At 67.7% G+C, this 25,297-nt stretch carries 30 protein-coding genes and 1 tRNA gene; 4 read left to right on the forward strand and 27 right to left on the reverse strand.

Features of this window, described 5'->3' with window-relative positions:
* Positions 1–13: 13 nt before the first annotated feature.
* A complete protein-coding gene (locus H8R02_RS10010) occupies positions 14–955 on the reverse strand; it encodes a toxic anion resistance protein (RefSeq protein ID WP_187081259.1) in 942 nt (313 codons plus the stop codon).
* Between the two features lie 32 nt (positions 956–987).
* Positions 988–1,629 (reverse strand): helix-turn-helix transcriptional regulator, encoded by a 642-nt coding sequence (locus H8R02_RS10015; RefSeq protein ID WP_354004894.1) that lies wholly within the window; start codon positions 1,627–1,629, stop codon positions 988–990.
* Between the two features lie 126 nt (positions 1,630–1,755).
* Here H8R02_RS10015 and H8R02_RS10020 point away from each other — a divergent pair, with 126 nt between their 5' ends.
* Positions 1,756–2,733, forward strand: coding sequence for a DNA-binding transcriptional response regulator (locus tag H8R02_RS10020; RefSeq protein ID WP_187081261.1), 978 nt, complete (start codon positions 1,756–1,758; stop codon positions 2,731–2,733).
* Between the two features lie 115 nt (positions 2,734–2,848).
* Here the strand turns inward: H8R02_RS10020 and secA are convergent, their stop codons facing one another.
* A complete protein-coding gene (gene secA, locus H8R02_RS10025; RefSeq protein ID WP_187081262.1) occupies positions 2,849–5,632 on the reverse strand; it encodes a preprotein translocase subunit SecA in 2,784 nt (927 codons plus the stop codon).
* 103 nt (positions 5,633–5,735) lie between these two features.
* Positions 5,736–6,686 (reverse strand): M23 family metallopeptidase, encoded by a 951-nt coding sequence (locus H8R02_RS10030; RefSeq protein WP_187081263.1) that lies wholly within the window; start codon positions 6,684–6,686, stop codon positions 5,736–5,738.
* A 31-nt stretch (positions 6,687–6,717) separates the two neighbouring features.
* Between H8R02_RS10030 and H8R02_RS10035 the strand changes: the two genes are divergently transcribed.
* Entirely contained in the window at positions 6,718–7,017 is a 300-nt protein-coding gene (locus H8R02_RS10035) for a DciA family protein (protein WP_187081588.1), read from the forward strand.
* 57 nt (positions 7,018–7,074) lie between these two features.
* On the opposite strand, the gene H8R02_RS10040 is transcribed toward H8R02_RS10035, so the two are convergent.
* The 8 genes from H8R02_RS10040 to pdxA form a co-directional block, all read right to left on the reverse strand.
* Entirely contained in the window at positions 7,075–8,574 is a 1,500-nt protein-coding gene (locus H8R02_RS10040; protein ID WP_187081264.1) for a class I SAM-dependent methyltransferase, read from the reverse strand.
* Between the two features lie 74 nt (positions 8,575–8,648).
* Positions 8,649–8,724 (reverse strand) — tRNA-Thr (locus H8R02_RS10045).
* A gap of 13 nt (positions 8,725–8,737) precedes the next feature.
* Positions 8,738–9,232 (reverse strand): ClpXP protease specificity-enhancing factor, encoded by a 495-nt coding sequence (locus H8R02_RS10050; RefSeq protein ID WP_187081265.1) that lies wholly within the window; start codon positions 9,230–9,232, stop codon positions 8,738–8,740.
* Between the two features lie 10 nt (positions 9,233–9,242).
* Positions 9,243–9,854, reverse strand: a complete 612-nt coding sequence (locus H8R02_RS10055; protein ID WP_187081266.1) for a glutathione S-transferase N-terminal domain-containing protein — start codon at positions 9,852–9,854, stop codon at positions 9,243–9,245.
* Positions 9,855–9,930: 76 nt separating this feature from the next.
* Complete coding sequence (locus H8R02_RS10060) at positions 9,931–10,689, reverse strand: cytochrome c1 (RefSeq protein ID WP_187081267.1); 759 nt, start codon at positions 10,687–10,689, stop codon at positions 9,931–9,933.
* A gap of 16 nt (positions 10,690–10,705) precedes the next feature.
* Positions 10,706–12,121, reverse strand: coding sequence for a cytochrome b (locus H8R02_RS10065; protein WP_187081268.1), 1,416 nt, complete (start codon positions 12,119–12,121; stop codon positions 10,706–10,708).
* A 4-nt stretch (positions 12,122–12,125) separates the two neighbouring features.
* A complete protein-coding gene (petA, locus tag H8R02_RS10070) occupies positions 12,126–12,722 on the reverse strand; it encodes a ubiquinol-cytochrome c reductase iron-sulfur subunit (protein WP_187081269.1) in 597 nt (198 codons plus the stop codon).
* A gap of 76 nt (positions 12,723–12,798) precedes the next feature.
* The gene (gene pdxA / locus H8R02_RS10075) at positions 12,799–13,815 is read right to left on the reverse strand and encodes a 4-hydroxythreonine-4-phosphate dehydrogenase PdxA (RefSeq protein ID WP_354004895.1); all 1,017 of its coding nucleotides are present in this window, start codon (positions 13,813–13,815) and stop codon (positions 12,799–12,801) included.
* An 89-nt stretch (positions 13,816–13,904) separates the two neighbouring features.
* Between pdxA and H8R02_RS10080 the strand changes: the two genes are divergently transcribed.
* Both H8R02_RS10080 and H8R02_RS10085 read left to right on the forward strand, forming a co-directional pair.
* On the forward strand, positions 13,905–15,185 hold the full coding sequence (locus H8R02_RS10080) for a diguanylate cyclase domain-containing protein (protein ID WP_187081271.1): 1,281 nt from the start codon (positions 13,905–13,907) through the stop codon (positions 15,183–15,185).
* 9 nt (positions 15,186–15,194) lie between these two features.
* Positions 15,195–16,379, forward strand: a complete 1,185-nt coding sequence (locus H8R02_RS10085) for a S1C family serine protease (RefSeq protein ID WP_187081272.1) — start codon at positions 15,195–15,197, stop codon at positions 16,377–16,379.
* On the opposite strand, the gene tatC is transcribed toward H8R02_RS10085, so the two are convergent.
* The 15 genes from tatC to hisD are packed head-to-tail and all read right to left on the reverse strand — an operon-like array spanning position 16,376 to position 25,296.
* The gene (gene tatC, locus H8R02_RS10090) at positions 16,376–17,167 is read right to left on the reverse strand and encodes a twin-arginine translocase subunit TatC (protein ID WP_187081273.1); all 792 of its coding nucleotides are present in this window, start codon (positions 17,165–17,167) and stop codon (positions 16,376–16,378) included. The genes H8R02_RS10085 and tatC overlap by 4 nt on opposite strands.
* Before the next feature lie 13 nt (positions 17,168–17,180).
* Positions 17,181–17,630: a Sec-independent protein translocase protein TatB gene (tatB, locus tag H8R02_RS10095; RefSeq protein ID WP_187081274.1), complete on the reverse strand. Its 450-nt coding sequence runs from the start codon at positions 17,628–17,630 to the stop codon at positions 17,181–17,183.
* Between the two features lie 11 nt (positions 17,631–17,641).
* Positions 17,642–17,887, reverse strand: coding sequence for a Sec-independent protein translocase subunit TatA (gene tatA, locus H8R02_RS10100; RefSeq protein WP_187081275.1), 246 nt, complete (start codon positions 17,885–17,887; stop codon positions 17,642–17,644).
* Between the two features lie 48 nt (positions 17,888–17,935).
* On the reverse strand, positions 17,936–18,295 hold the full coding sequence (locus H8R02_RS10105) for a histidine triad nucleotide-binding protein (protein WP_187081276.1): 360 nt from the start codon (positions 18,293–18,295) through the stop codon (positions 17,936–17,938).
* Between the two features lie 3 nt (positions 18,296–18,298).
* Positions 18,299–18,655 carry a DUF4870 family protein gene (locus H8R02_RS10110; RefSeq protein WP_187081277.1) on the reverse strand — a complete coding sequence of 119 codons (357 nt, stop codon included), beginning with the start codon at positions 18,653–18,655 and terminating at the stop codon, positions 18,299–18,301.
* Positions 18,656–18,657: 2 nt separating this feature from the next.
* On the reverse strand, positions 18,658–19,002 hold the full coding sequence (locus H8R02_RS10115; protein WP_435531269.1) for a phosphoribosyl-ATP diphosphatase: 345 nt from the start codon (positions 19,000–19,002) through the stop codon (positions 18,658–18,660).
* The gene (hisI, locus tag H8R02_RS10120; RefSeq protein WP_187081279.1) at positions 18,999–19,388 is read right to left on the reverse strand and encodes a phosphoribosyl-AMP cyclohydrolase; all 390 of its coding nucleotides are present in this window, start codon (positions 19,386–19,388) and stop codon (positions 18,999–19,001) included. The genes H8R02_RS10115 and hisI overlap by 4 nt, the downstream gene beginning before the upstream one ends.
* A gap of 23 nt (positions 19,389–19,411) precedes the next feature.
* On the reverse strand, positions 19,412–20,170 hold the full coding sequence (gene hisF / locus H8R02_RS10125) for an imidazole glycerol phosphate synthase subunit HisF (RefSeq protein WP_187081280.1): 759 nt from the start codon (positions 20,168–20,170) through the stop codon (positions 19,412–19,414).
* Position 20,171: 1 nt separating this feature from the next.
* A complete protein-coding gene (hisA, locus tag H8R02_RS10130) occupies positions 20,172–20,912 on the reverse strand; it encodes a 1-(5-phosphoribosyl)-5-[(5-phosphoribosylamino)methylideneamino]imidazole-4-carboxamide isomerase (RefSeq protein ID WP_187081281.1) in 741 nt (246 codons plus the stop codon).
* Positions 20,913–20,935: 23 nt separating this feature from the next.
* The gene (gene hisH, locus H8R02_RS10135) at positions 20,936–21,586 is read right to left on the reverse strand and encodes an imidazole glycerol phosphate synthase subunit HisH (protein ID WP_290427962.1); all 651 of its coding nucleotides are present in this window, start codon (positions 21,584–21,586) and stop codon (positions 20,936–20,938) included.
* The gene (gene hisB, locus H8R02_RS10140; RefSeq protein ID WP_187081282.1) at positions 21,583–22,182 is read right to left on the reverse strand and encodes an imidazoleglycerol-phosphate dehydratase HisB; all 600 of its coding nucleotides are present in this window, start codon (positions 22,180–22,182) and stop codon (positions 21,583–21,585) included. The genes hisH and hisB overlap by 4 nt, the downstream gene beginning before the upstream one ends.
* On the reverse strand, positions 22,179–23,252 hold the full coding sequence (gene hisC / locus H8R02_RS10145; RefSeq protein WP_354004896.1) for a histidinol-phosphate transaminase: 1,074 nt from the start codon (positions 23,250–23,252) through the stop codon (positions 22,179–22,181). Before hisC ends, hisB begins: the two co-directional genes overlap by 4 nt.
* Entirely contained in the window at positions 23,249–23,695 is a 447-nt protein-coding gene (locus H8R02_RS10150; protein WP_187081283.1) for a PIN domain-containing protein, read from the reverse strand. Before H8R02_RS10150 ends, hisC begins: the two co-directional genes overlap by 4 nt.
* Positions 23,695–23,934, reverse strand: a complete 240-nt coding sequence (locus H8R02_RS10155) for a CopG family transcriptional regulator (protein ID WP_187081284.1) — start codon at positions 23,932–23,934, stop codon at positions 23,695–23,697. Before H8R02_RS10155 ends, H8R02_RS10150 begins: the two co-directional genes overlap by 1 nt.
* A 42-nt stretch (positions 23,935–23,976) precedes the next feature.
* Complete coding sequence (gene hisD / locus H8R02_RS10160; protein ID WP_187081285.1) at positions 23,977–25,296, reverse strand: histidinol dehydrogenase; 1,320 nt, start codon at positions 25,294–25,296, stop codon at positions 23,977–23,979.
* Position 25,297 lies beyond the last annotated feature (1 nt).

Below are 25,297 nucleotides of genomic sequence, written 5' to 3' on the forward strand. Positions count from 1 at the left end.
GGCGCGACCGCCGCTACATCGCGGCGCGCAGGTGCTCGGCGAGGGCCGCAACGCCCTCGGCCTGCGACTTCTCGGCTTCGCGCAACTGGCCGCAGTCCGCGATGGCCTCGCCCAGGTGCTGCTTGAGCACGCGCTGCGCTTCCTGCGGGCCCTCGAGGGCAGGCGCTGGCGAGCTGCCTTCGCCGGCCGCGGCGGCGACGGGCGACATGCGTGCCTGCCACTCCTTCACGTCACCGGCGATGCGCTGCTGCAGAGACTGCACGAGCGCGAGCCGCCGCGCCGCGGTGGCCTGCACCGCCTGGCGTGCCTGCTGCGCGGCGCTGCTCGCGGCGCGCAGGAGCTTCAGGCGGGCGACCAGCAGTTCGCAGCGCGCGGCGTCTTCCTTGACCTGCTGCAGCTTCTCCTCGTCGCCGCCGGCCTCGGCCTGGCGCGTCTTGAGCTGGCCGCGCATGTCCTGCAGCCAGCGCGCGCCCTGGTCGATGATCTTCTCCAGGCCGTTGGTCTCGACCTCGAACTCCACCAGCGCGCGGTCGGCCGCCGCGGCCTGTGCCTGCTGGTGCGTGGCGAGCTTCTTCGCCTGCACGCTCACGCGCTCGGCCGCCTCGAGGACCTGCTCGTACTGCCGCGCGAATTCCGCGCCGGCGGTCTTGCCCTTGCCGGTCATGCGCGCGAAGAGGCCCTTGTTCTGGCCGAGCAGGGAAAAGTCGAGGCGGTCGAGCGCCGTGCCCGCTTCGGCGAGGCTGTCGGTGCAGCCCTGCAGGTCGCCGCCGCCGGGCTGCGCCTCGAACTGCGCGCGCAGCTCCATCAGGCGGGCCACGTGCACGGCACCGGCGTCGCTCGCCATCTTGTCGAGCCATGCCGCCGGGGTGGCCGCGGGCTTGGGCTTGGACTGCGCCAGCTGCGCCAGCTTCGCCGGCGTCATGAGGGAGGCAGTGCGGTCGGCATCGTCGCTCATGGCGGAGCAATATACCCCTTCCGGGGTGGCGATCAAATCGCCCCGAGCCAGCAGGCGCGCTGGATGGCGGCCATCTTGTTGTCCACGCGCAGCTTGTTCATCGCGTTGGAGATGTGGTAGTTGATCGTGCGTTCGGAGCAGCGCAGCCTCTGCGCGCTCTCCTTGGCGGTCCTGCCTTCGAAGGCGAGCATGAGGCACTCGCGCTCGCGCGGGCTGAGCATCGAACGCGCCGTGGCGATCGAGCGCCTCACCAGCGGCCAGATGTTCATCGCGGACCACACGATCGACGCGGCCTCGGCGCGGTCGGTGAGCTCGCGCGGGCTGAACATGAAGCACTCGAACGCGCGGCCCACCGGCAGCGGGAACTCCACGCGCACGACGGTCTGGAAGCCGTGCGCGAGCCACAACTGGCGCCAGCGGCTCGTGTCGAGGCTGTCCGACTTGGCGATGTGCTGCCACGCGACCAGGGGCGCGTCGGACGCGCGCCACGGCGCGCCGAAGTCGTGGCTGTCGGCCAGTGCCTTCGCGGCGTCGGCGAGCAGCGGCGGATGCACCGCCACCACCTGCCTGTCCTCCACGCCGCCGAAGGGATCGGGCCCGAGGACCACGACCGCTTCCACGGAAAACTCGCGCAATGCACTCAACCAGTCGCTGAGCAGCCCGTCCAGGCTCACACTGTCAAAGTTAACAGGTAGATGCATCGACGGTTATCGAAAGAACCGGGACAATAGCATGGACCCATGCATCGACAGCCGCGTGCGCACGCAGCGACCGGTTGGTCTGAGGCACCTCCCCATTCCATGAGCTTCCCCCTCTTTCATCGCCCCGGCACCCTCGTCTTCCTCGACGACGACCCGGACTACCTCGAGATGCTCGCGATGGTGCTGCCGCGCCAGTGGCACGTGAAGCTGTTCCAGCGCCCGTCCGCATGCATCTCCTACCTGCAGCAGGAGCCCCCGTTCTGGGAGGCCGATGCGTGGAACCAGCACGAGCTGATCGAGCGCTGGCGCGAGGGCAAGCCGCTCGTGCCGCAGGTGCTCGCGTACTGGTCCAAGTACACCGAGCGCTACGCGCTCACGCGCGTGTGCGTGGTGGACTATTCGATGCCGGGCATGGACGGCCTGCAGGTGCTCGGCGAGCTGGTGGACTGGCCCGGCTCGCGCGTGCTGCTCACGGGGCAGGCGGACGAACAGGTCGCGGTGCGCGCGTTCAACCGCGGGCTCATCGACCAGTTCATCCCCAAGCAGACGCCCGACATCTCGCGCCGCCTGATCGAGGCGGTGGAGCACCTGCTCACGACCCCGCACGCGCGGCATGCGCAGATCTGGCGCGCGACGCTGAAACCGGAGCACAACGCGCTGCTTCGCACGACGGCCGTCGCCGACGAGCTCGCGGCCTTCGTGGGCAAGCGCTGGGTGGAGCACGTCGTGCTCGGCGAGCCGTTCGGCGTGCTCGGGATGGACAGCGCCGGCAACGTCGGCTGGCTGCAGCTGGAGACGGGCGACGGGCTGGTTGCGCAGGCGGAGCTCGCGCAGCTGGAGGGGCTGGACGCGGAGGCGATCGAGGACATCCGCGCCGGCCGCCGCCTGACAAGCATCGAGCTGCGGCAGGCGCTCGGCGGCGCGGGCGAGATCGAACTCGCCACCGCGTTCCGGGTGACCAAGGACGCGAACCTGTACGGCGCCGTCTTCGCGCTCGACCCGCAGCACTGCCCCGACCCGAGCAGCAGCTACGCGAACTGGCTCGCGCGGCAGGAGAAGCGGCAGGTCCAGCCCTGACCGCCGGCGTTCACGCATCCGTCCCCTCCCGGTGTGGTTCCAGACCGCATTGGAGGCGCAAACGTGCGCCGGCGCTGCACGCACCCTGTCAGGTCTGACAGGTCATCGAAAGTCCTCAGGTGAGGCGGCCGTGGCAGTGCTTGTACTTCTTGCCGCTGCCGCAGGGGCAGGGGTCGTTGCGTCCGACATGCGCCATCGCGAAGGCGGCCGCGGCAGCGGCGCCGCCGCCCTGTGACGCCGCGCGCGCGGTGCTCTCGTCCAGCTGCGACTCGACCTCGCCGGTTTCGGTGGGCGCCGTGTAGGTGACGTTGGCGATGCGCTCCGCGCGGTCTTCCATGTCCTCGGCCGCCTGCTCCAGCTGTTCGCCGGACTGCACCTGCACCGTCATCAGCACGCGCGTCACTTCGTTCTTCACCGAGTCGAGCATCTGCCCGAACAGCTCGAACGCCTCGCGCTTGTATTCCTGCTTCGGCTGCTTCTGCGCGTAGCCGCGCAGGTGGATGCCCTGGCGCAGGTAGTCCAGCGCGGCGAGGTGCTCGCGCCAGTGCGAGTCCAGCGTCTGCAGCAGCACGATGCGCTCGAACTGCGTGAAGTTCTCGGCGCCGATCTGCGCGACCTTGGCGTCGAAGGCTTCGTTCGCGGCGGCGACCACTTTCTCCGCGATGTCCTCGTCGGTCAGGCTCTCGGAAGACTCCACGAGCTTCTTCAGCTCCAGCGAGATGCCCCAGTCGTTCAGGAGCGACTGCTCCAGCCCCGGGATGTCCCACTGCTCTTCCACGGTCTCCGCCGGCACGTAGCCGTGCACGAGGTCGGTGAAGCAGCCTTCGCGCAGCGCGGCGATCTGGGGGCCCAGCTCGCTCGCGTCGAGGATGTCGTTGCGCTGCTGGTAGATCACCTTGCGCTGGTCGTTGGCGACGTCGTCGTACTCGAGCAGCTGCTTGCGGATGTCGAAGTTGCGGCCTTCCACCTTGCGCTGCGCGCTCTCGATGCTGCGCGTGACGATGCCCGCCTCGATGGCTTCGCCGTCGGGCATCTTCAGGCGCTCCATGATCGCCTTGACGCGGTCGCCCGCGAAGATGCGCATCAGCGGGTCGTCCAGCGACAGGTAGAAGCGCGAGGAACCGGGGTCGCCCTGGCGGCCCGAACGGCCGCGCAGCTGGTTGTCGATGCGGCGGGACTCGTGGCGCTCGGTCGCGATGATGCGCAGGCCGCCCTGCGCCACCACGAACTCGTGGTCCTTCTGCCACTGCGCGCGCAGCTCGGCAATGCGGTCGCGCTTGGCCGACGGGTCCATGCCCTCGTCGGCCTCGACCGCTTCCACCGCCTTCTCGACGTTGCCGCCCAGCACGATGTCGGTGCCGCGGCCCGCCATGTTGGTGGCGATGGTGATCATCTTCGGCCGGCCGGCCTGCGCGACGATGTCCGCCTCGCGTGCGTGCTGCTTGGCGTTGAGCACCTGGTGCGGCAGGTTCGCCTTCTTCAGCAGCTCGGAGATGATCTCGGAGTTCTCGATGGAGGTCGTGCCCACCAGCACCGGCTGGCCGCGTTCGTAGCACTCGCGGATGTCCTGGATGGCCGCCTCGTACTTCTCGCGCGCCGTCTTGTACACGCGGTCGAGCTGGTCGTCGCGCTTGCTCGGCTTGTTGGGCGGCACCACCACCGTCTCCAGGCCGTAGATCTCCTGGAACTCGTAGGCCTCGGTGTCGGCCGTGCCCGTCATGCCGGCCAGCTTGCCGTAGAGGCGGAAGTAGTTCTGGAACGTGATCGACGCGAGCGTCTGGTTCTCCGGCTGGATCGAGACGCCTTCCTTGGCTTCCACGGCCTGGTGCAGGCCGTCGCTCCAGCGGCGGCCCTGCATCAGGCGGCCGGTGAACTCGTCGACGATGATGATCTCGCCGTCCTGCACCACGTAATGCTGGTCGCGGTGGTACAGGTGGTTGGCCCGCAGCGCCGCGTTCAGGTGGTGCATCAGCGAGATGTTGGCGGGGTCGTAGAGCGACGCGCCCTCGGGGATGAGGCCCAGGTTGAACAGGATGCGCTCGGCGTTCTCGTGGCCCTGCTCGGTGAGGAAGACCTGGTGGGTCTTCTCGTCGACCGTGAAGTCGCCCGGCTTGGTGACGCCCTCGCCGGTGCGCGGGTCGGCCTCGCCCTCCTGCTTCGACAGCAGCGGCACCACGCGGTTGATCGCGATGTACAGGTCGGTGTGGTCCTCGGCCTGGCCGCTGATGATCAGCGGCGTGCGCGCCTCGTCGATCAGGATCGAGTCCACCTCGTCGACGATCGCGTAATTGAGCTTGCGCTGCACGCGGTCGGCCACCTCGTAGACCATGTTGTCGCGCAGGTAGTCGAAGCCGTACTCGTTGTTGGTGCCGTAGGTGATGTCGGCGCGGTAGGCGGCCTGCTTCTCCTCGCGCGGCATGTGCGGCAGGTTCACGCCGACCGACATGCCCAGGAAGTTGTACAGGCGCCCCATCCACTGCGCGTCGCGATTGGCGAGGTAGTCGTTGACCGTGACCACGTGCACGCCCTTGCCGGACAGCGCGTTCAGGTACACCGGCAGCGTGGCGGTGAGCGTCTTGCCCTCGCCCGTGCGCATTTCGGCGATCTTGCCCTGGTGCAGCGCGATGCCGCCCATGAGCTGCACGTCGAAGTGGCGCATCTTCATGACGCGCTTGGACGCTTCGCGAACGACGGCGAAGGCTTCGGGCAGGATGGCGTCGAGCTCTTCGCCCTGTTCGAGGCGCTGGCGGAATTCGCCGGTCTTGGCCTTCAGCGCGTCGTCCGCCAGGCCCTCGAGCTCGCGCTCCAGCGAGTTGATGCGCTCGACCGTGCGGCGGTACTGCTTGAGCAGGCGGTCGTTGCGGGAGCCGAAGATCTTGGTGAGGATGTTGGTCGCCATGCGCGGTGCGGCCCTGCGGGGCAGCGCAATCCTTTTGTTCGTCGTGAGGACATGGGGGCCCCGGAGCCGTTTGCAACGGCCGGCGCACCCAAAGCGAGGGATTTTACCTGTGCAGGCCGGCCGGCGTGGCCTGCGCCACCGGGGGCATGTTCTGCCCGGCCGCCAGGAATTTCTGCGGGTCCTGCGGCACGCCCTGCACCAGCACCTCGAAGTGCAGGTGCGGCCCGGTCGAGCGGCCCGTGGTGCCCACCTCGGCGATCTTCTGGCCGCGCTTGATGAGGTCGCCCTTCCTGACGAGCAGCTTCGATGCGTGGGCGTAGCGCGTGACGAGGTCGTTGCCGTGGTCCACCTCGACCATGTTGCCGTAGGCGGGGTGCACTTCGGAGGTGACCACCACGCCGCCGGCCGCCGAATGGATCGCCGTGCCGACGTCGGCCTGGAAGTCCAGGCCGGTGTGCAAGGCCGAGCGGCCGGTGAACGGGTCGATGCGCCAGCCGAAGGACGAGCCGAGGTTGCCCGATTGGACCGGCTGCTGCGTGGGCACCATCATCTTGCGGATCTTCGCGTCGAAGAGGCGGGACTCCATCACCGTGAGCAGGTCGGCGCGGCTGGCAGTGAGTTCGTCGAGGTCGGCCAGCGTCTTCTGCAGTTCTTCCAGGGTGAGCGGGCGGCCTTCCACGAGGGCGCCGCCGCGGCCGGCGACCGCGCGGATTTCGGCGGGGTTGACGCCCGCGAGGCCAGACACGCGCTCGCCGAGCGCTTCGAGCTGGACCATCTTGGCCTGCATCTCGCCGAGCTTGCGCGCCATGGCGTCGAGGTTCTCGCGCATGAACCGGTCGCGCTGCTCGAACTCGTCCTTGACGACCAGGCGCAGCATGCTGCCCACCACCGGCCAGCCTTCGCGCGCGCCCTTGAGGAACACCCAGTGGTAGAGGCCCGCCGCGCAGAGCATCAGCGCGAACGACAGCCCGACGAGGGCGAGCACGAGCTTGGTGCCGCTCAGGTGGATCGCGCGGCTCTTGGCGAGCCACGCGTCCGTGATAATGAAGTGCACTTGCCTATCCCCTCACTGCATGCAGACGCCCGTGAACCGCCGCCACCCCGTCAGCCTGCAACAGGCTGCGGACGAGTCGCCGACCCTCGCACGGCTGGCGCAACGCGCGCGCGAGTCCGGCGAGCGGCTCAAGGCCATCGAATTCCTGATTCCCCTCCAGCTCCGCGCCGCCGTCAGGCCGGGCCCGATCGAAGGGGCCGACTGGTGCCTGCTGGTCGACAACAGTGCCGCCGCGGCCAAGCTGAGGCAGGTGGTGCCTGCTTTGGTGTCCGAGCTCAGCCGGCGGGGATGCGAGGTTAACTCAATCCGCCTGAAGGTGGGAAGGGGTTGACGGGTCCGGATTGAGGCCTAAAGGCTTCAATTCGCCCGCGTAAAGTGCTACCAGTCGTCAGGTGAGGCCCAGGCGCCGCCAGACGGGCGCCCGGTGGGTGATGAAGGGCTCCGCACGGCGCTCCAGCGCCTCCGCCGTCTCGCCGCACCAGGGCGCCACGGCCCGCGCGATTTCGGGCGCGGTGCGTGCGCCCTCGTGCCACGCCAGCCAGAACAGCCGGTCATGGCGGCCCGCATCGACGCCGGCGCCGGCAACCGGCGAGGCGAGGTAGCGCAGCGAGTCGCCGTGCAATGCGCGCGTTGCGATCGCCATGTTCATTTCGTTGGCCGCCGACGCCGTGGCGCAGGCCGCGTCGTCCGCGAACACCGGCGCGATATCGCGGCGCGCAACGAGGCGGGAGAGGTGGAGCACGAGGTCTTCCGGTGACCAGCCCTCGAGTTCGGGTATGCCACGCAACTCGGCGAGGGTGATGGCCCCATCGGCCTCGCCCAGCCGCTGCAGCAGCGGGCGCAGGCGCGATTCGTCCATCGCCATCTGGCCGTAAGGCGTGGTGAGGAACATGCCCACTTCGGCCGCGGGGCGCAGCGGCACGAAAGCGACTTCGTCGAGCATCGCCCAGCGCTGCGACGGCGTGAGCATCACCGAGCCGCGCATGAAGATGTCGCGCCGGAAGCGCCGGCCCAGCACGAAGTCGGCCGCGGTTTCCCGCATGCGCATGCCGGAGGCGAGCTGCTCCAGGCCGGAACCGGCGAGCCGCTCGCGCACTTCCCCGGACACGTCGGACATGTGGACGGAGCACGCGAAGCGCAGGCTCGCGGCCTGCAGCGTGCGCTCGACGTCCGCGAAGTACGTGAGCCACCACGAGCTGTTGAAGTATTCGTGCGCGAGGCTGCCGGGCTCCTGGCGCAGCATGTCGTCGAGCGCCTTGCTCGCGCGCGCGTTGTCGGTGAAGAAGGCGCAGCCGTGGCGGCGCAGCGCGCGCGCGAACTGCAATGCGTTGGCGATGCGTTCCGGCGTCGGGGCGTCGGGCGCGCCCTCGTGTTCCGCGTGCATGAAGAGCAGGTCGCGCAGCGGCTTCTCGGCGTTCCACCCGGGCAGCACGTTGTAGCTGATGTAGACGAGCCCGCCCGGCTTGAGCTTGCGCCGCATGATCTCCACCAGCGCATGCTGCGCGGCGGGGCTCACCCATGACCAGACGCCGTGCAGCACGATGAAGTCGAAGTGCGGGGTTGACGCGTCAAGGAAATCTTCGAAGCTGTCGCCGTGCCAATGCGCCTGCAGGCCGCCCTCGTGCGCGAGCGAGCGCGCGTTCAGCACATGGTCCGGGTTGAAGTCGGTGCCCCAGAACTCGCCGCGCGGGTTGGCGGCCGCATGGATGTTCGCCGAGACGCCCTGTCCGAAGCCCAGCTCGCAATACGTGTAGCGCCCGCCATCCGAGGGACACGCGCGGCCGTTCACGAGCAGGTGGTAGCGCAGGTACGCGGGCGCCAGCTCATGGAAGTAGCCGTGCGAGTAAGTGATGTCGGATACGTAGCCGTCGGCCCAGTCGCGTTTCATGGCATCTCCACGTTGACGCGGAGCATCTTGCTCGCGCGTCTCGCGACGCGGAACCAGCCATTGGTATCGGGGAGTGGTGCCGATTGTCCGAATCGAACGGACGACCTACCGCTTACAAGGCGGTTGCTCTACCAACTGAGCTAAATCGGCTCGACAGCGATTCTTACTTGATTCGCTTCAATGCGGGGCGTGGCCCGCCGGAAGGCTTGGGCGGCTCGTCGTCCGGCGCGCCCGGCTCCGGATTGACCAGCTGCACGACCTTGCCCTCCTCGGCGCCGCCGGCCGCCGGCACGCTCGAAAGCGGCGAAGGCTTGGGCGCATCTTCGGCCGCCGCGGTCACCGGCACCGGGAACGCCATGCCCTGCCCGTTCTCGCGCGCATAGATCGCGATCACGCGGTTGACGGGCACCATGATCTCGCGCGCCGTGCCCGCGAAGCGCGCCTTGAACTCGATGAACTCGTTGCCCAGCTTGAGCGACGAGGTCGCGTCGAAGCTGATGTTCAGCACGATCTCGCCGTTCTTCACGTACTCGCGCGGCACCTGCACGGTGTCGTCCACCAGCACCGCGACGTACGGCGTGAAGCCGTTGTCGGTGCACCAGTCGTACAGGGCCCGAATGAGGTACGGGCGGGTGGACGTGGACTCGAGTGCGTTCATTCCGGCGAGATTACTTGCGCATCACCTTTTCCGAAGGCGTGAGCGCTTCGATATAGGCGGGGCGCGAGAAGATGCGCTCGGCGTACTTCAGCAACGGCGCCGCGTTCTTCGACAGCTCGATGCCATAGTAATCCAGGCGCCACAGCAGGGGCGCGATGGCCACGTCGAGCATCGAGAAATTCTCGCCCAGCATGTACTTGTTCTTCAGGAACACGGGCGCGAGCTGCGTGAGGCGGTCGCGGATGTGGTTGCGCGCCTTCTCCAGCAGCTTCTCGTTCGACTTGGCGGCGCGCGACTCCAGCGTGCTCACGTGCACGAACAGCTCCTTCTCGAAATTGAGCAGGAACAGGCGCACGCGCGCGCGGTCCACCGGGTCGCCGGGCATCAGCTGCGGGTGCGGGAAGCGCTCGTCGATGTACTCGTTGATGATGTTCGACTCGTACAGGATCAGGTCGCGCTCCACGAGGATCGGGACCTGGCCGTACGGGTTCATCACGTTGATGTCCTCCGGCTTGTTGTACAGGTCCACGTCGCGGATCTCGAAGTCCATGCCCTTTTCGAACAGGACGAAGCGGCAGCGGTGGGAAAAGGGGCAGGTGGTTCCCGAGTAAAGCACCATCATGATGGGGGCTCCTTGAAAGCTGAAAACACGGTCGGCCTTGCGGCGTCGACCGTGTTGGAAAGGGGGGCGCGAAGGGTTACTTCACGTTTCTCCAGAAAGCGGCATTGAGGCGCCACGCGATGACGGTGAAGAGCGCCAGGAAAACCAGCACCCACACGCCGACGCGCACGCGGCTGTTGGCGGCGGGCTCGCCCATCCACTCGAGGTACGCCACGAGGTCGCCGACCGCCTGGTCGTACTGCTGCGGCGTCATCGTGCCGGGGCTCACCTGCTTCCAGCCCTTGAACACCTGCGTCTCGTGGCCGTGGCTCATCATCTTCTCGAACACCGGCTCGCGCACGCCCTGCAATTCCCACAGCGCGTGGGGCATGCCGACGTTGGGGAACACGAGGTTGTTCCAGCCCGTGGCCTTGGCGGGGTCGCGGTAGTAGGTGCGCAGGTACGTGTACACGTAGTCGGCGCCCGTGCCGCCGTGGCCGGAGCGCGAACGCGTGATCAGCGTGAGGTCGGGCGGGTTGCCGCCGAACCACTCCTTGGCTTCCTTCGGGTCGATGGCGGCCTTCATGGTCTCGCCGACCTTGGCGTCGCCGAAGAGGAGGTTGTCCTTGATCTGCTGCTCCGACAGGCCGATGTCCTTCAGGCGGTTGTAGCGCTGGAAGGCGGCCGAGTGGCAGTTCAGGCAGTAGTTGACGAACAGCTTCGCGCCGTTCTGCAGCGAGGGCAGGTCGTTCGTGCGGCCCGGCGCCTTGTCCCAGTGGACGGTGTCGCCGCCGGAGGCGTGCGCGCCGGCCACGAGGCCCAGCGCGGCGATGAGGGTCAGGAGGATCTTTTTCATGCTGTCGTCCTCCTGCTCAGTGGCCCGCGAACACGATGCGCTCGGGCGGCGTGTCGAACTTGCCGACACGGCTCCACCACGGCATCAGCAGGAAGAAGCCGAAGTAATAGATGGTGCCGACCTGCGCGATGATCGTGCCGATCTCCGAAGGCGGCTGGATGCCCAGGTAGCCGAGCACGAAGAAGTTGGCCACGAAGATGCCGTACATCCACCAGTGCCAGCGCGGGCGGTAGCGGATCGACTTGACCGGGCTGTGGTCCAGCCAGGGCAGCGCGAACAGGATGATGACCGCCAGGCCCATCACGACCACGCCCCAGAACTTCGGGTCGAAGGCCTTGAGCAGCAGGATGCCGACGACGGCAGCGACGATCACCGCGATCTTGGCGAACCCGGGCAGTTTGCCCTTGATGAACGTGAAGATCGCGGCAATGGCGGCCAGCAGGCACAGCACGTTGACCATGGTTTCGGTCGTCGCGCGCAGCATCGAGTAGTACGGCGTGAAGTACCACACCGGCGCGATGTGCGGCGGCGTCTTCAGCGGGTCGGCCGGGATGAAGTTGTTGTACTCGAGGAAGTACCCGCCCAGCTCCGGCGCGAAGAAGATGATCGCGGTGAAGACGATCAGGAACACCGACACGCCCAGGATGTCGTGCACGGTGTAGTACGGGTGGAAGGGGATGCCGTCGACCGGGTGGCCGTGCTCGTCCATCTTCGCGTTCGGGCCCTTGATCTCGACGCCGTCCGGGTTGTTAGAGCCGACGTCGTGCAGCGCCAGGATGTGCGCGGCCACGAGGCCGATGATCACCAGCGGGATCGCGATCACGTGGAAGCTGAAGAAGCGGTTGAGCGTCGCATCGCTCACCACGTAGTCGCCGCGGATCCACAGGGACAGCTCGGGGCCGATGAAGGGGATGGCGGAGAACAGGTTCACGATCACCTGCGCGCCCCAGTAGGACATCTGGCCCCACGGGAGCAGGTAGCCGAAGAAGGCCTCGCCCATCAGCGACAGGAAGATCGCGCAGCCGAAGATCCACACCAGCTCGCGCGGCTTGCGGTAGCTGCCGTAGATGAGGCCGCGGTACATGTGCAGGTACACGACGATGAAGAACGCCGAGGCGCCCGTCGAGTGCATGTAGCGGATCAGCCAGCCCCAGGGCACGTCGCGCATGATGTACTCGACCGAGCCGAACGCCAGGCTGGCGTCGGGCTTGTAGTGCATCACGAGGAAGATGCCGGTGACGATCTGGATGACCAGCACCAGCAGCGACAGCGAGCCGAAGAAGTACCAGAAGTTGAAGTTCTTCGGAGCGTAGTACTCCGACATGTGCTTCTTGTATTCGACCGTCGCCGTCGGGAAGCGGCTGTCGAACCAGTTGTACAGCTTGGCCGTGAGCGGGGCGTTCGGGGAGATTTCGCGTTCCTGGAATGCCATGGTGTCAGGCCTTCTTGTCTTCGCCGATCAGGAGGCGAGTGTCGGAGAGGAACATGTACGGCGGCACCTCGAGGTTGTCCGGCGCCGGCTTGTTCTTGAACACGCGGCCGGCCAGGTCGAAGGTGGAGCCGTGGCAGGGGCACAGGAAACCGCCCTGCCAGTCATCGGGCAGCGAGGGCTGCGGGCCGGACTGGAACTTGTCCGTGGGCGAGCAGCCCAGGTGCGAGCAGATGCCCACAGCGACGAAGTACTCGGGCTTGATCGAGCGGTACTCATTCTTCGCGTAGTCGGGCGTGGGGAAGGCGGTGCGCTCGGACTTGGGGTCGGCCACCTGCGGATCGGTCTTCTTGAGCGAGGCCAGCTGCTCGGGCGTGCGGCGCACGATCCACACGGGCTTGCCGCGCCACTCCACCGTCATCTTCTCGCCGGGCTTGAGCTGCGAGATGTCCGCTTCCACCGCGGCACCGGCGGCCTTGGCTCGTTCGGAGGGCTGGAAGCTGCTGACGAAGGGCACGGCGGTCAAAGCGCCGCCCACGACGCCGGCGCAGCCGGAGGCGATGAGCCAAGTCCGTTTGCTGGCGTCCTCGGGGGAGTTGCTCATGGAGTCCTCGGGAGGGAATTGCTGGGAAGCTGAATCAGGGTCAACCCGCGATTGTAGCGGAGCGGTTGTGACGGATTCAACGCTGCAGCTGCCGGGCCACCCTCACCGCTTCGACGAGGCTGGACGCATCGGCGCGGCCGGTGCCCGCGATGTCGAAAGCGGTTCCGTGGTCGGGGCTGGTGCGCACGAGCGGCAGCCCCAGCGTGACGTTCACGCCCTTCTCGACACCCAGATATTTGACCGGGATCAGACCCTGGTCGTGGTACATGGCCACCACGACGTCGAATTCGCCCTTGCGCGCGCGCATGAACACGGTGTCCGGCGCGAAGGGGCCGTGCGCATCGACGCCCTTCGCACGCGCGGCCGCGATGGCGGGCACGATCACGTCGATCTCCTCGCGCCCGAACAGCCCGCCCTCGCCCGCGTGGGGGTTCAGGCCCGCCACCGCGATGCGCGGCGCGCGGCCCAGCGAGCGCGAGAGCGATTCGTGCGTGATTCGCAGCGTGGTGCCCACGTTGTCCGGCGTCACCGCGTTGAGCGCGTCGCGCAGCGAGACGTGGATGCTGACCAGCACCGTTCGCAGTTCGTCGTTGGCCAGCATCATGCGCACCGGCATGTCGGCCAGCGGCACGCCCCGGTGCGCCGCGGCTTCGGCCTGCAGCAGCTCGGTGTGGCCGGGATAAGGCAGCCCTGCGGCCGCAAGCGCTTCCTTGTTCAGCGGCGCGGTCACGAGGCCGGCGACGCGCCCGCCGAGTGCCGCGCGCGCGGCCCACAGCACCGCCTGCGCCGCCATGCGGCCGGCGCGCGCGTCGACGCGGCCCACGGGCGGCGGCTCGCCGGTATCGACCACCTGCAGCACGGGGATGCAGCCGGGGGGCGCGTCCAGCGCTTCCTGCGGTTCGTCCAGCACCACCACCGGCAGGGGCGGCGCCGCGCCCGCGACCCACGCGGCCGCGCGGCGGATGCAGGCCACGTCGCCCGCGACGAAGCAGCCCGCGAGTTGGGAAGGCGCGTCGCGAAACGATTTCGCGAGGATCTCGGGGCCGATCCCGGCGGGGTCGCCCAGCGTCAAGGCAAGAGGGGGTTGGGGCACGCGCCCGATTGTCGTACGGGTCGGCCCCATGTCGCGCGCGGGAGCGCTCCGGATAATGGACCAGGTTCGACATGCCGTAAGGGGAGGCGATGAGCCCGGTCGAAGTCGTGATCTGGAGCATGGCAACCGGCGCCATCGGCACCGTCGTGCTGCTCGGCCTGGCGGAAGTCGCCTTCGGCCGCACGGTGGCGGGCCTGCAAGGCACCGCCTACCACGCGCTGGCGCTCCTCTTCGTCTTCCTCCTGAGCGGCCTGCCGCGCGAAATCTGGCCCGGGCTCGACGAGCGCTGGCTGCGCGTGATGCAGGTCATGATCGGGCCCATCTGCAACACGCTGGGCAACTACTGGGTGCGCGGCTGGCTCGGCGCGCACTATCGCGACAGCCTGATGGAAGCGGGGCTGCGCTGGGCGGGGTGGGTCTCGCCGTTCGCGGGCCTGGCCTGCCTGCTGCTGCCGTGGCCGCAGCAACTGCCGGCCGCCGGCGCGATCTGCCTGCTCAACGCCGCCCTGCTCTTCTGGCTCACGACGCGCGGTTTCCTGCTGGGCGACCGCATGGCCGCGGGCATGGTGGTGGGCAGCGGCTTCGCGCTCCCGGCCATCCTGGGGCTGTACGGCGTCGCGCTGCGGCTGTGGGAGCTGCCCATCGGCGTGCAGGTGCTCATCGCGCTGTGCGCCGTGCTGTGCACCTGCTGCGTGAGCGTGATGGTGTGGCTGCGCGCGCACCCGCACGTGCTGTCGCGCCCCGACCCCGAGTCGTCGCTGCGGCACGACCCGGTCACCAAGCTGTACAGCGGCATCGCGCTCGTGCAGAAGATGATCAAGGCGCAGCGCCGGCGCCGGCGCACGCGGCGCGACGGCGCCATCGTCGCGGTGATCGTGTTCGACCTCGACCGCATCGCCGAGCAGTTGGGCCCCAACGGCCTCAACGAGCTGTTCATCGCCGTCGGCAACCGCATCCAGCGCCAGGTGGGCGTCGTGAACCCGGTGGGCCGCTACTGGGACCGGTGCTTCGTCTCGCTGGTCGAGACGATCCCCTCGCCCTCCTGGCTGCGCACGCTGGGCCTGCGCGTGTCGTCCAACCTGCGCCGGCCCATCGAGGTCAGCGGGCCGAACGGCACGCGCGTGTCCGTGCGCCCGGACATCGGCGTGGGCGTGGTGCACCTGCTGCCCGGGCACACCGCGGTCGAGGACATCCTGCACGACGCGCAGCGGCTGGCCGAGGCCGCGCGCGGGATGCGTTCGCGCGCGGCCACGCTCGACCTGGCCACCGGCGAAGTGGTGGCTGTCGAGGAGGCCAACCTCGGGCCGCGGCGGCGCGGCCAGGCGAACCATGTTCCCCACTCCACCCCTGCGAGAGGCGCGGCAGTCTAAACTGCACGGATGCGACGTTACTGGCTCGTCTTCTCCCAGGCGGTCACGGTCCTCCTGGCCGCCTGGTTCGTGGTCGCGACGCTCAAGCCCGAGTGGCTGAACAAGCGTTCGGCGGTGTCCTCCAGCACCGGCGTGGCGCTCGTCGAGTCGACCGCGCCCGCGTCCGGCCCCGCGCCGCTGGGCAGCCTGCGCAACGCGGCGCTGCGCGCGTCGGCGGCCGTGGTGAGCATCAACACGACCAAGGCCGTGGCGAAGCACCCGTACGCCAACGACCCGTGGTTCCGTTTCTTCTTCGGCGACCAGGGCGCGGGCGCCGAGCCGCAGGCCGGGCTTGGCAGCGGCGTGATCCTCAGCACCGACGGCTACATCCTCACGAACAACCACGTGGTCGAGGGCGCCGACGAGATCGAGGTCGTGCTGCAGGACAGCCGCCGCACGCGCGCCAAGGTGATCGGCACCGACCCGGAGAGCGACCTCGCGGTGCTGAAGGTCACGCTCGACCGCCTGCCCGTCATCACGCTCGGCAACTCCGACTCGCTGCAGGTGGGCGACTACGTGCTGGCCATCGGCAACCCGTTCGGCGTGGGCCAGACGGTGACGCACGGCATCGTGAGCGCCGTGGGCCGCAACCAGCTGGGCATCAACACCTTCGAGAACTTCATCCAGACCGATGCGGCGATCAATCCCGGCAACTCGGGCGGCGCGCTGGTGGACGTCAACGGCAACCTGATGGGCATCAACACGGCCATCTACTCGCGCTCGGGCGGCAGCATGGGCATCGGCTTCGCCATCCCCGTCTCCACGGCCAAGCAGGTGCTCGAAGGCATCGTGAAGGAAGGCGTGGTCACGCGCGGCTGGATCGGCGTGGAGCCCGCGGAGCTCTCGCCCGAGCTGATGGAAACGTTCGGCGTGAAGGCGAAGAAGGGCGTGCTGATCACGGGCGTGCTGCAGAACGGCCCGGCCGCGCAAGCCGGCGTGAAGCCCGGCGACGTGATCGTCGACGTGGGCGGCAAGTCGGTGAGCACCGTCGGCGAGCTGCTGTCCAGCGTCGCCGGCCTCAAACCGGGCGCGCCGACGAAATTCCACGTGCAGCGGCGCGACGACACGGTGGAAGTGACGGTGACACCCGGCAAGCGCCCGAAACCGCGAGCAATGCCGCGCGGGCAGCAACAGCCGGTGCCGGAAGGCCGCTAGGAGCTGGCCTTTTCGCCGGCTTCTTCCGGCGCCTTGGTGTGCTTGATGAACACCTGCGCGGCCCAGATGCCCGCCTCGTACAGCAGGCACATCGGGATGGCCAGGGCCAGTTGCGACACCACGTCCGGCGGCGTGATCACCGCGGCGATGATGAACGCCAGCACGACGAAGTAGCCGCGGAACTCCTTGAGTTTCTCGACGGACACCAGCCCCATGCGCGCCAGCACGACCACCACGACCGGCACTTCGAATGCGGCGCCGAACGCCAGGAACATCGTGAGCACGAAGCTGAGGTACGCCTCGATGTCCGGCGCGGCGGTGATGCTCTTGGGCGCGAAGCTCTGGATGAACGAGAACACCTGCCCGAACACGAAGAAGTAGCAGAAGGCCACGCCGACGAAGAACAGGATGGTGCTGGAGATGACCAGCGGCATCACCAGCTTCTTCTCGTGCGAGTACAGCCCCGGCGCGACGAACGCCCACGCCTGGTACAGCACGACGGGCAGCGCGAGCAGGAACGCGGCCATCAGCAGGATCTTCAGCGGCACGATGAAGGGCGAGATCACCGAGGTGGCGATCAGCGTCGCGCCCTTGGGCAGGTGCGCGATCAGCGGCTGGGCAAGCAGGTCGTACAGGTGCGCGGGGCCGGGCCAGATGGCCAGCACCCCGGCCATCACGCCGATGGCGATGATGGCCTTGATGAGGCGGTCGCGCAGCTCCACGAGGTGGGCCACGAACGGCTGCTCGGTACCCGCGAGCTCGTCTTCCTTGTCTTGGGGATCGGCCATGCGGCCCGGACTTTCAGTTGAATTTGTGCGGACGGTACTTTGCCACACGGGCGGCGCCCGACAGCGCCTTCGTGCGAACGCCCGCGCGGGCCTTGTACCAGTGCGGCACGGCGCCCTGCTTCAGGCGCCACTTTTTCTTCGGGTGCTTGTACTCGGGAAAGGACGGCGGCTCCTCGAGCGCGGTGGACGTGACGTTCTGCCACTCCTTCTCGAACTCGGCGGCCGTGGTGGACACGGACGTCTCCACTTCGCGCGCGGCTTGCTCCACCGTCTCCTTCATCTTCTTGAGCTCGTCGAGCTCCATCGAGCGGTTGACCTCCGCCTTCACGTCGTTGACGTAGCGCTGGGCCTTGCCCAGGAGCGTGCCCACCGTGCGCGCGACGCGCGGCAGTTTCTCCGGGCCGATGACGATCAGCGCCACGGCGCCGATCAATGCCATCTTGGAAAGGCCGAGGTCGATCACGTGCTAGGGCTTCAGGACTTGTTGCGCGCTTCGACGTCGATGGTGGTCTTGTCGGCGGCCGGCGGCTGCTGGCTGGCCGTGACCTGCCCCGCGGGCGGCACGGGCTGCTCCGGCGTGGAACCGTCCTTCATGCCGTCCTTGAAGCCCTTGACGGCGCCGCCGAGGTCCTGCCCGATGTTCTTGAGCTTCTTCGTGCCGAAGACCAGCACGACGATCAGCAGCACGATCAGCCAGTGCCAGATGGAAAACGAACCCATGGATCTCTCCTGTACAGACTTGGGTGGATTCTAGTTGCCGGGCTAAGTTCAGCCCTTGAGCCACGGACGCGGGCCGCCGATGACGTGGAAGTGCAGGTGCGGCACTTCCTGGCCGCCGTCGCCGCCGGTGTTACAGACGAGCCGGAACCCGCCCTCGGGGTACGGGCGGCAGCCCTCCTGCTTCGCGAGTTTCGGCACGAGGGCCATCATCTTGCCGAGCAGGGCCGCATGCGAATCCTCCACGTGCGCCATCGACGTGATGTGCGCCTTGGGGATGATGAGGAAGTGCACCGGCGCCCACGGGTGGATGTCGTGGAACGCGAGGATCTCGTCGTCCTCGTGGACCTTCTTCGAGGGGATTTTTCCTTCGGCGATCTTGCAGAAGATGCAGTTCGGGTCGTGCGACATGTCTCAGGTGGGCGGGACGTGGTTGCTGAAACGCAGCCATCCGCGCACGAACCGGTACACGTACCAGACGCCGATGATGGACCACGCGACGAAGCCGGGGATGAGGAAGGCCAGGAACAGCGGCGACGTCAGCACCAGCCAGAGGATCGTCCACCAGAAGGTGGAGATCATGTAGTTGTGGTGCATGACGTAGAGGGCATCGTGCTCGTCGCCACGCTTGATGTAGTTGACGACGAGCGCCACGACGGACAGTGACCACATCGTGAACGGCGCGACGGCGTGCAGGCCGTACAGCACGTTCATGACCGAACGGTCCTGCGGCGACTTCATCTCGAACTGGGCGTAGTCGGTTTCCGGCATCTTCAGTCCCCTTCGCGTTCGCGCACCTTGCGCAAGGCCTTCTCCTCCAGGCCGCTCATGCCCTCGCGGCGCTCGAGCTCGCGGATGACGTCGGCCGGCGTGAGGCCGTAATGCGCCAGCGCGATCATCGAGTGGAACCACAGGTCGGCCACTTCGTTGACGATCTTCGTGGGCTCGCCGTCCTTGGCGGCCATCACCACCTCGGTCGCCTCCTCGCCGATCTTCTTGAGGAACGCGTCCGGGCCCTTCGCCAGCAGGCGGGCCACGTAGCTCTTGTCCGGGTCGCCGCCCTTGCGGCTTTCGATGACCGCGGCCAGGCGCGCGAGCGAGTCGTTGGAGGTGGTCACTTGTAGATGCTCTCCGGGTCCTTCAGCACGGGCTCCACGGCTTCCCATTTTCCGTCGCGATAGCGCTGGAAGAAGCAGCTGTGGCGGCCCGTGTGGCAGGCGATGGAGGGATCATGCCCCAGCTGCGTCACCTTCAGCAGCACCACGTCGTTGTCGCAATCGAGCCGGATCTCGTGCACCTGCTGCACGTGGCCCGACTCCTCGCCCTTGAACCACAGCTTGCCGCGCGAGCGGCTGAAGTAGACGGCCCGGCCCAGCTCCGCGGTCTTCGCGAGCGCCTCGCGGTTCATCCACGCGAACATGAGCACGTCGCCCGTCGCCCGTTCCTGGGCGATGACGGGAACGAGCCCCTGCGCGTCCCAGCGGATGTCATTGAGCCAATCCATGTGGCCCTATTGTCGGCGATTGGTTAAAGCCGTACGGGAATCCCGCGTTCGGCCATGCGCTGCTTGGCTTGCGCCACGGTGTACTCGCCGTAGTGGAAGATGCTGGCGGCCAGCACGGCATCGGCGCCGCCCTTCTGGATGCCGTCGGCGAGGTGGTCGAGGTTGCCGACGCCGCCGGACGCGATCACGGGAACCGGCACCGCGTCGCTGACGGCGCGGGTGAGTTCGAGGTCGAAACCGGCCTTGGTGCCGTCGCGGTCCATGCTGGTGAGAAGGATTTCGCCGGCGCCGCGCTTTGCCATCTCGGTGGCCCAGGCCACGGCGTCCAGGCCGGTATTCTTGCGCCCGCCGTGGCTGTAGACGTCCCAGCCGCCGCCTTCGCGGCGCTTGGCGTCGATGGCCACCACGATGCACTGCGCGCCGTACTTGTCGGATGCTGCGTCGATCACGTCCGGGTTGGCGATGGCCGCGGAGTTGAAGCTCGTCTTGTCGGCGCCCGCGTTCAGCAGCCGGCGCACGTCTTCCACGGTCCGCACGCCGCCGCCCACGGTCAGCGGGATGAACACCTGCGAAGCGACCGCCTCGATGATGTGCAGGATCAGGTCGCGCTCGTCGCTCGTCGCGGTGATGTCGAGGAAGGTGAGTTCGTCCGCGCCCTGCTCGTTGTAGCGCGCGGCGATCTCCACCGGGTCGCCGGCGTCACGCAGTTCGAGGAAGTTGACGCCCTTGACGACCCGGCCGCCGGTGACGTCCAGGCAGGGGATGATGCGTTTTGCGAGCACGTTATGAGCCGAGCTCGTCGGCGAGTTCCTGCGCCTTCACGAAGTCCAGGTCGCCGGAATAGATGGCGCGGCCGCAGATCACGCCCTCGATGCCCTCGTCCTCCACCGCGCACAGCTTGCGGATGTCTTCGAGGTTCGACAGGCCGCCGGAGGCGATCACGGGGATGGTGAGCGACTGCGCGAGCTTGACCGTGGCGTCGATGTTGATGCCCGAGAGCATGCCGTCGCGGCCGATGTCGGTGTACACGATCGCGTCCACGCCGTAGTCCTCGAACTTCTTCGCGAGGTCGACCACCTCGTGGCCGGTCAGCTTGCTCCAGCCGTCCGTGGCCACCTTGCCGTCCTTGGCGTCCAGGCCCACGATCACGTGGCCGCCGAAGGCGCTGCATGCGTCCTTGAGGAAGCCCGGGTTCTTGACGGCGGCCGTGCCGATGATCACGTAGCGCAGGCCGCTGTCGATGTATTTCTCGATGGTGTCCAGGTCGCGGATGCCGCCGCCCAGCTGCACCGGGATCTCCTCGCCCACCTCGGCGAGGATCGCCTTGATGGCGGCGAGGTTCTGCGGCTTGCCGGCGAAGGCGCCGTTCAGGTCCACCAGGTGCAGGCGGCGCGCGCCCTTGCCCAGCCACGCCCGCGCCATGGCGGCGGGGTCCTCGCTGAAGGTGGTGGCCTGGTCCATGTCACCCTGTTTCAGGCGGACGCAGTGGCCGTCCTTCAGGTCAATCGCGGGGATCAAAAGCATCGGGGGGAGCGGCTCGCGCGGCGTCAGGGGTTCCAGTGGAGGAAGTTTCGGTAGAGGGCGAGCCCCTGGTCGGCGCTTTTTTCGGGGTGGAACTGGGTCGCAAAAATATTATCGCGGGCGATGGCGGCGGTAAAGCGGGCGCCGTAGTCGGCTTCCCCCACGCTGTGGCGCGCATCCGACGGCCGCGCGTAGTAGCTGTGGACGAAGTAGAAGTACGCGCCGTCCTCCACGCCCTGCCAGATGGGGTGGGCGCCCGTCTGCCAGACCCGGTTCCAGCCCATTTGCGGCACCTTGTAGCGGCTGCCATCGGGCTGCATCCTGCCCGCCAGGTCGAACTTGAGAACCTCGCCGTGGATCAGCCCGAGGCCGTCTGTGGGGCCTTCGGCGCTGCGATCCAGCAGCATCTGCATGCCCACGCACACCCCGAAGAGCGGCTTGGCGGCGGCGGCCTCCAGCACGGGGGCCAGCAGGCCGGAATCGCGCAGCTCGCGCATGCAGTCCGGCATGGCGCCCTGCCCCGGCAGCACGACGCGCTCGGCCGCGCGCACTTCGTCGGGCCTGGAAGTGACCAGCGTGCGGAAGCCCTCGGCCGCGGCGACGTGCGCCACCGCCTGCGACACCGAGCGCAGGTTGCCCATGCCGTAGTCGACCACCGCCACGGTCTTCACGTTCAAAGGCTGCCCTTCGTGGAGGGGATGGAGCCGGCGGCGCGCGGGTCGAACTCGGCGGCCGCGCGCAGCGCGCGCGCGAAGGCCTTGAAGACGGTTTCGCACTGGTGGTGCGCGTTCTCGCCCTTGAGGTTGTCGATGTGCAGCGTCACGAACGCGTGGTTGGCGAAGCCCTGGAAGAACTCGTGGGCCAGCTGGGTGTCGAAGGCACCGATCATGCCGCTCTTGAAAGGCACGTTCATGACGAGCCCCGGGCGCCCGGAGAAGTCGATGACCACGCGCGAGAGCGCCTCGTCGAGCGGCACGTAGGCATGCCCGTAGCGGCGGATGCCCTTCTTGTCGCCGATGGCCTTGTGCACCGCCTGGCCGAGCGTGATGCCGACGTCCTCCACCGTGTGGTGGCCGTCGATGTGCAAATCGCCCTTGGCTTCGACTGTGAGGTCGACCAGGCCGTGGCGGGCGATCTGGTCCAGCATGTGGTCGAAGAAGCCGATGCCGGTGGAAAGCTTGGCCACGCCGGTGCCGTCGAGGTTGACGGCCACGGTGATCTGCGTCTCCGCGGTGTTGCGGGTGACTTCGGCGGTGCGTTGGGGTGCGGTCATAGGGAGGCCTGCAGGGCCGCGAGCATCTGCGTGTTCTCGTCGGCGGTGCCGACGGTCAGGCGCAGGCAGTTGGCCAGCAATGGATGCATTCTAGAAACGTTCTTCACCAGGACGCCGCGGGCCTTCATGCCGTCGAAGGCGCGGGCCGCGTCGGGCACGCGAACGAGGATCATGTTGGCGTCGCTCGGCCACGCCTTCACGCCGGGCATGCGCGACAACTCGCGCTGGATGCGTGAACGCTCCTCGCGGATTTCCTGCGCCTGCGCGGCGAACACGCTTTCGTGCTCGAGCGCGAAGAGCGCCGCCTCGCAGTTGAGGACGCTGATGTTGTACGGCGGGCGCACCTTGTCGATCTCGGCGACGAGCGCGGCCGGGCCCATCATGTAGCCGATGCGCACGCCGGCCAGCCCGAACTTGCTCATCGTGCGCATGAGAAGCACGTGCTCGTGCTTCGCGACCCGGTCGATGTAGCTGCGGCTGGCGAAGGGCTGGTAAGCCTCGTCGATGACCACGAGGCCGGGCGCGGCCTGCACGATCTTCTCGATGACCGCGTCGTCCCACAGGTTGGCGGTGGGGTTGTTCGGGTAGGCGAGGTAGACGACGGAGGGCTGGTGCTGCTCGATCGCGGCGAGCATCGCGCGTTCGTCCAGCTCGAAGTCGGGCGTGAGGTCCACGCCGATGAACTTCAGCCCCTGCAGCTGCGCGCTCATCGCGTACATCACGAAGCCGGGCAGCGGCGCGAGGATGGAGGCACCGGGCACGTCGCAGGCCATCGCCACCAGCGAGATCAGCTCGTCGGAGCCGTTGCCCAGCATCAGGCTGAAGCCTTCGGGCATCTTCGCGTGGCGGGCCAGCGCGGCGCGCAGTTCGTCGATGCGGGCGCCGGGGTAGCGGTTGAGCGCGACTTCGGCGAGGCGCTCGCCCAGCTGCCTGCGCAAATCGGGCGACAAGCGATGGGGGTTCTCCATCGCATCCAGCTTCACGAGGCCGCGCGACTCCTGGATGGCGTAGGCGTGCATGGACTGCACGTCCTGGCGGATGCGGGTGGCGATGAGGTTTGACCGGTTCACTTGAGCGTATCGAGGACTGAGGGGGGGTGCCGGAACGGATCGAGGACCTTGACCATGCCGTACATCTGGCCGTCCGCAAGGTCCTCGGAGAGCAGGACCGAGCAGTCGAGATGCTGGGCAGCAGCCACGATCAGGCTGTCCCAAAAATGAAGCCCATACCTCGCCTCGACTGCCCACGCAGTCTCGATGACGCTGTGGTCGATCACGAGCGGCGTCCAGGCCTGGAATCGACGTATCTTCGCCCGCGCCTCACCGCGGTCCAGCGGTGGCCGCAATTTGCGCGTGGCGTTGACATAGAACTCGTTGAGCGTTTGTGTCGAGAGATGCCCGACATGGTGCGACCAGAGAGCCTCCAGCCAAGCCAGAGCGCGTTCCTTCTTTTCGGGTTCGCGGCCGTCCTCGCTATACACAAGAACGTTGGAGTCGACGAAAACGGAGGGCATCAGCTCTTGCTGCCTCGTTCGTACAACTCCTCGCGCTTCGGGTACGGCTGGCCATCGGAGCTCCACGTGCGCGTGTCGTTCTTCCACTCGTGGTACGCACGCATGTACGCGTCGTCACGCCTGCGCATTTCCGAAATGAAGGAGCCGACGAGCTTCGACACACTGGTGTTGCGCTTTGCCGCCTCGACGCGCGCCCATTCCAGCGCGTCGTCTTCAACCGTGATGGTGACGTTTCTCATTCGGCAGAGTTTACACGAATTTCGTGTTCCACGAAATTCGTGTCACTTCTTCAGCCGCATCTCCGCTGCGCGGGCATGCGCCTGCAGCCCTTCGCCATAGGCCAGCTCTGCCGCGATCACGCCTAGCTGGTTAGCACCCGCTTCGCTCACTTCGATGATGCTGCTTCGCTTCTGGAAATCGTAGACCCCCAGCGGGCTGGAAAAACGCGCGGTCGTGCTGGTGGGCAGCACGTGATTGGGTCCGGCGCAGTAGTCGCCCAGCGACTCGCTCGTGAAGCCGCCCAGGAAGATCGCGCCGGCATGCCTGAGCAGCGGCTCCCAGCGATGCGGCTCGGTGCTGGCGATCTCCAGGTGCTCCGGCGCGATGCGGTTGCTGATCTCGCACGCTTCTTCCATCGAGCGCGTGTGGATCAGCGCGCCGCGGCCATTGAGGGACTTCGCGATGATCTCGGCGCGCGGCATCTCGTTCAGCAGCCGGTAGATCGCGCCTTGCACCGCGTCGATGTAGTAGGGGTCGGGGCACAGCAGGATGCTTTGCGCGAGTTCGTCGTGCTCGGCCTGCGAAAACAGGTCCATCGCCACCCACTCGGCAGGCGTGCTGCCGTCGGCCAGCACGAGGATCTCGCTGGGGCCCGCGATCATGTCGATGCCGACCTGCCCGAACACCCGGCGCTTGGCCGAGGCGACGTAGGCGTTGCCCGGGCCGGTGATCTTGTCGACGCGCGGCACGGTCTCGGTGCCGTATGCGAGGGCTGCCACCGCCTGCGCGCCACCGACCGTGAACGCACGCGACACGCCGGCGACGTGCGCGGCCGCGAGCACCAGCGGGTTCTTCTCGCCGCGCGGCGTCGGCACCACCATGATGATCTCGCCCACACCCGCCACGTGCGCAGGGATGGCATTCATCAGCACCGATGACGGATAAGCCGCCTTGCCACCGGGCACGTAGATGCCCACGCGGTCCAGCGGCGTGACCTTCTGGCCGAGCAGGGAGCCGTCCGAATCGCGATACGACCAGCTCTCGCCGGACGCCTTCTTCTGCGCCTCGTGGTAGCTGCGCACGCGCTGGGCGGCGAACTGCAACGCGACCCGCTGCTTGTCGGGCAAGCCCTCGAAAGCCGCCTTCAACTCCGCCGGCTTGAGTTCGAGCTGGTCCATGCCGACCACGCTCAGCCCGTCGAAGCGATGCGTGTAGTCCAGCACCGCCGCGTCGCCGCGCTTGCGCACGTCGGCCAGGATCTTCGTGACCGCGTCCTCGACCTGCGAGTCCGTCTCGGCGGACCAATGCAGCCGTGCCTTGAGCGCCGCATCGAAGCCGGCATCGGACGTGGCAAGGCGCAGCGGTTTCGCTTGGAAGGTCATG

Source organism: Ramlibacter albus (assembly GCF_014297445.1).
GTDB classification, from domain to species: Bacteria; Pseudomonadota; Gammaproteobacteria; order Burkholderiales; family Burkholderiaceae_C; genus Ramlibacter; species Ramlibacter albus.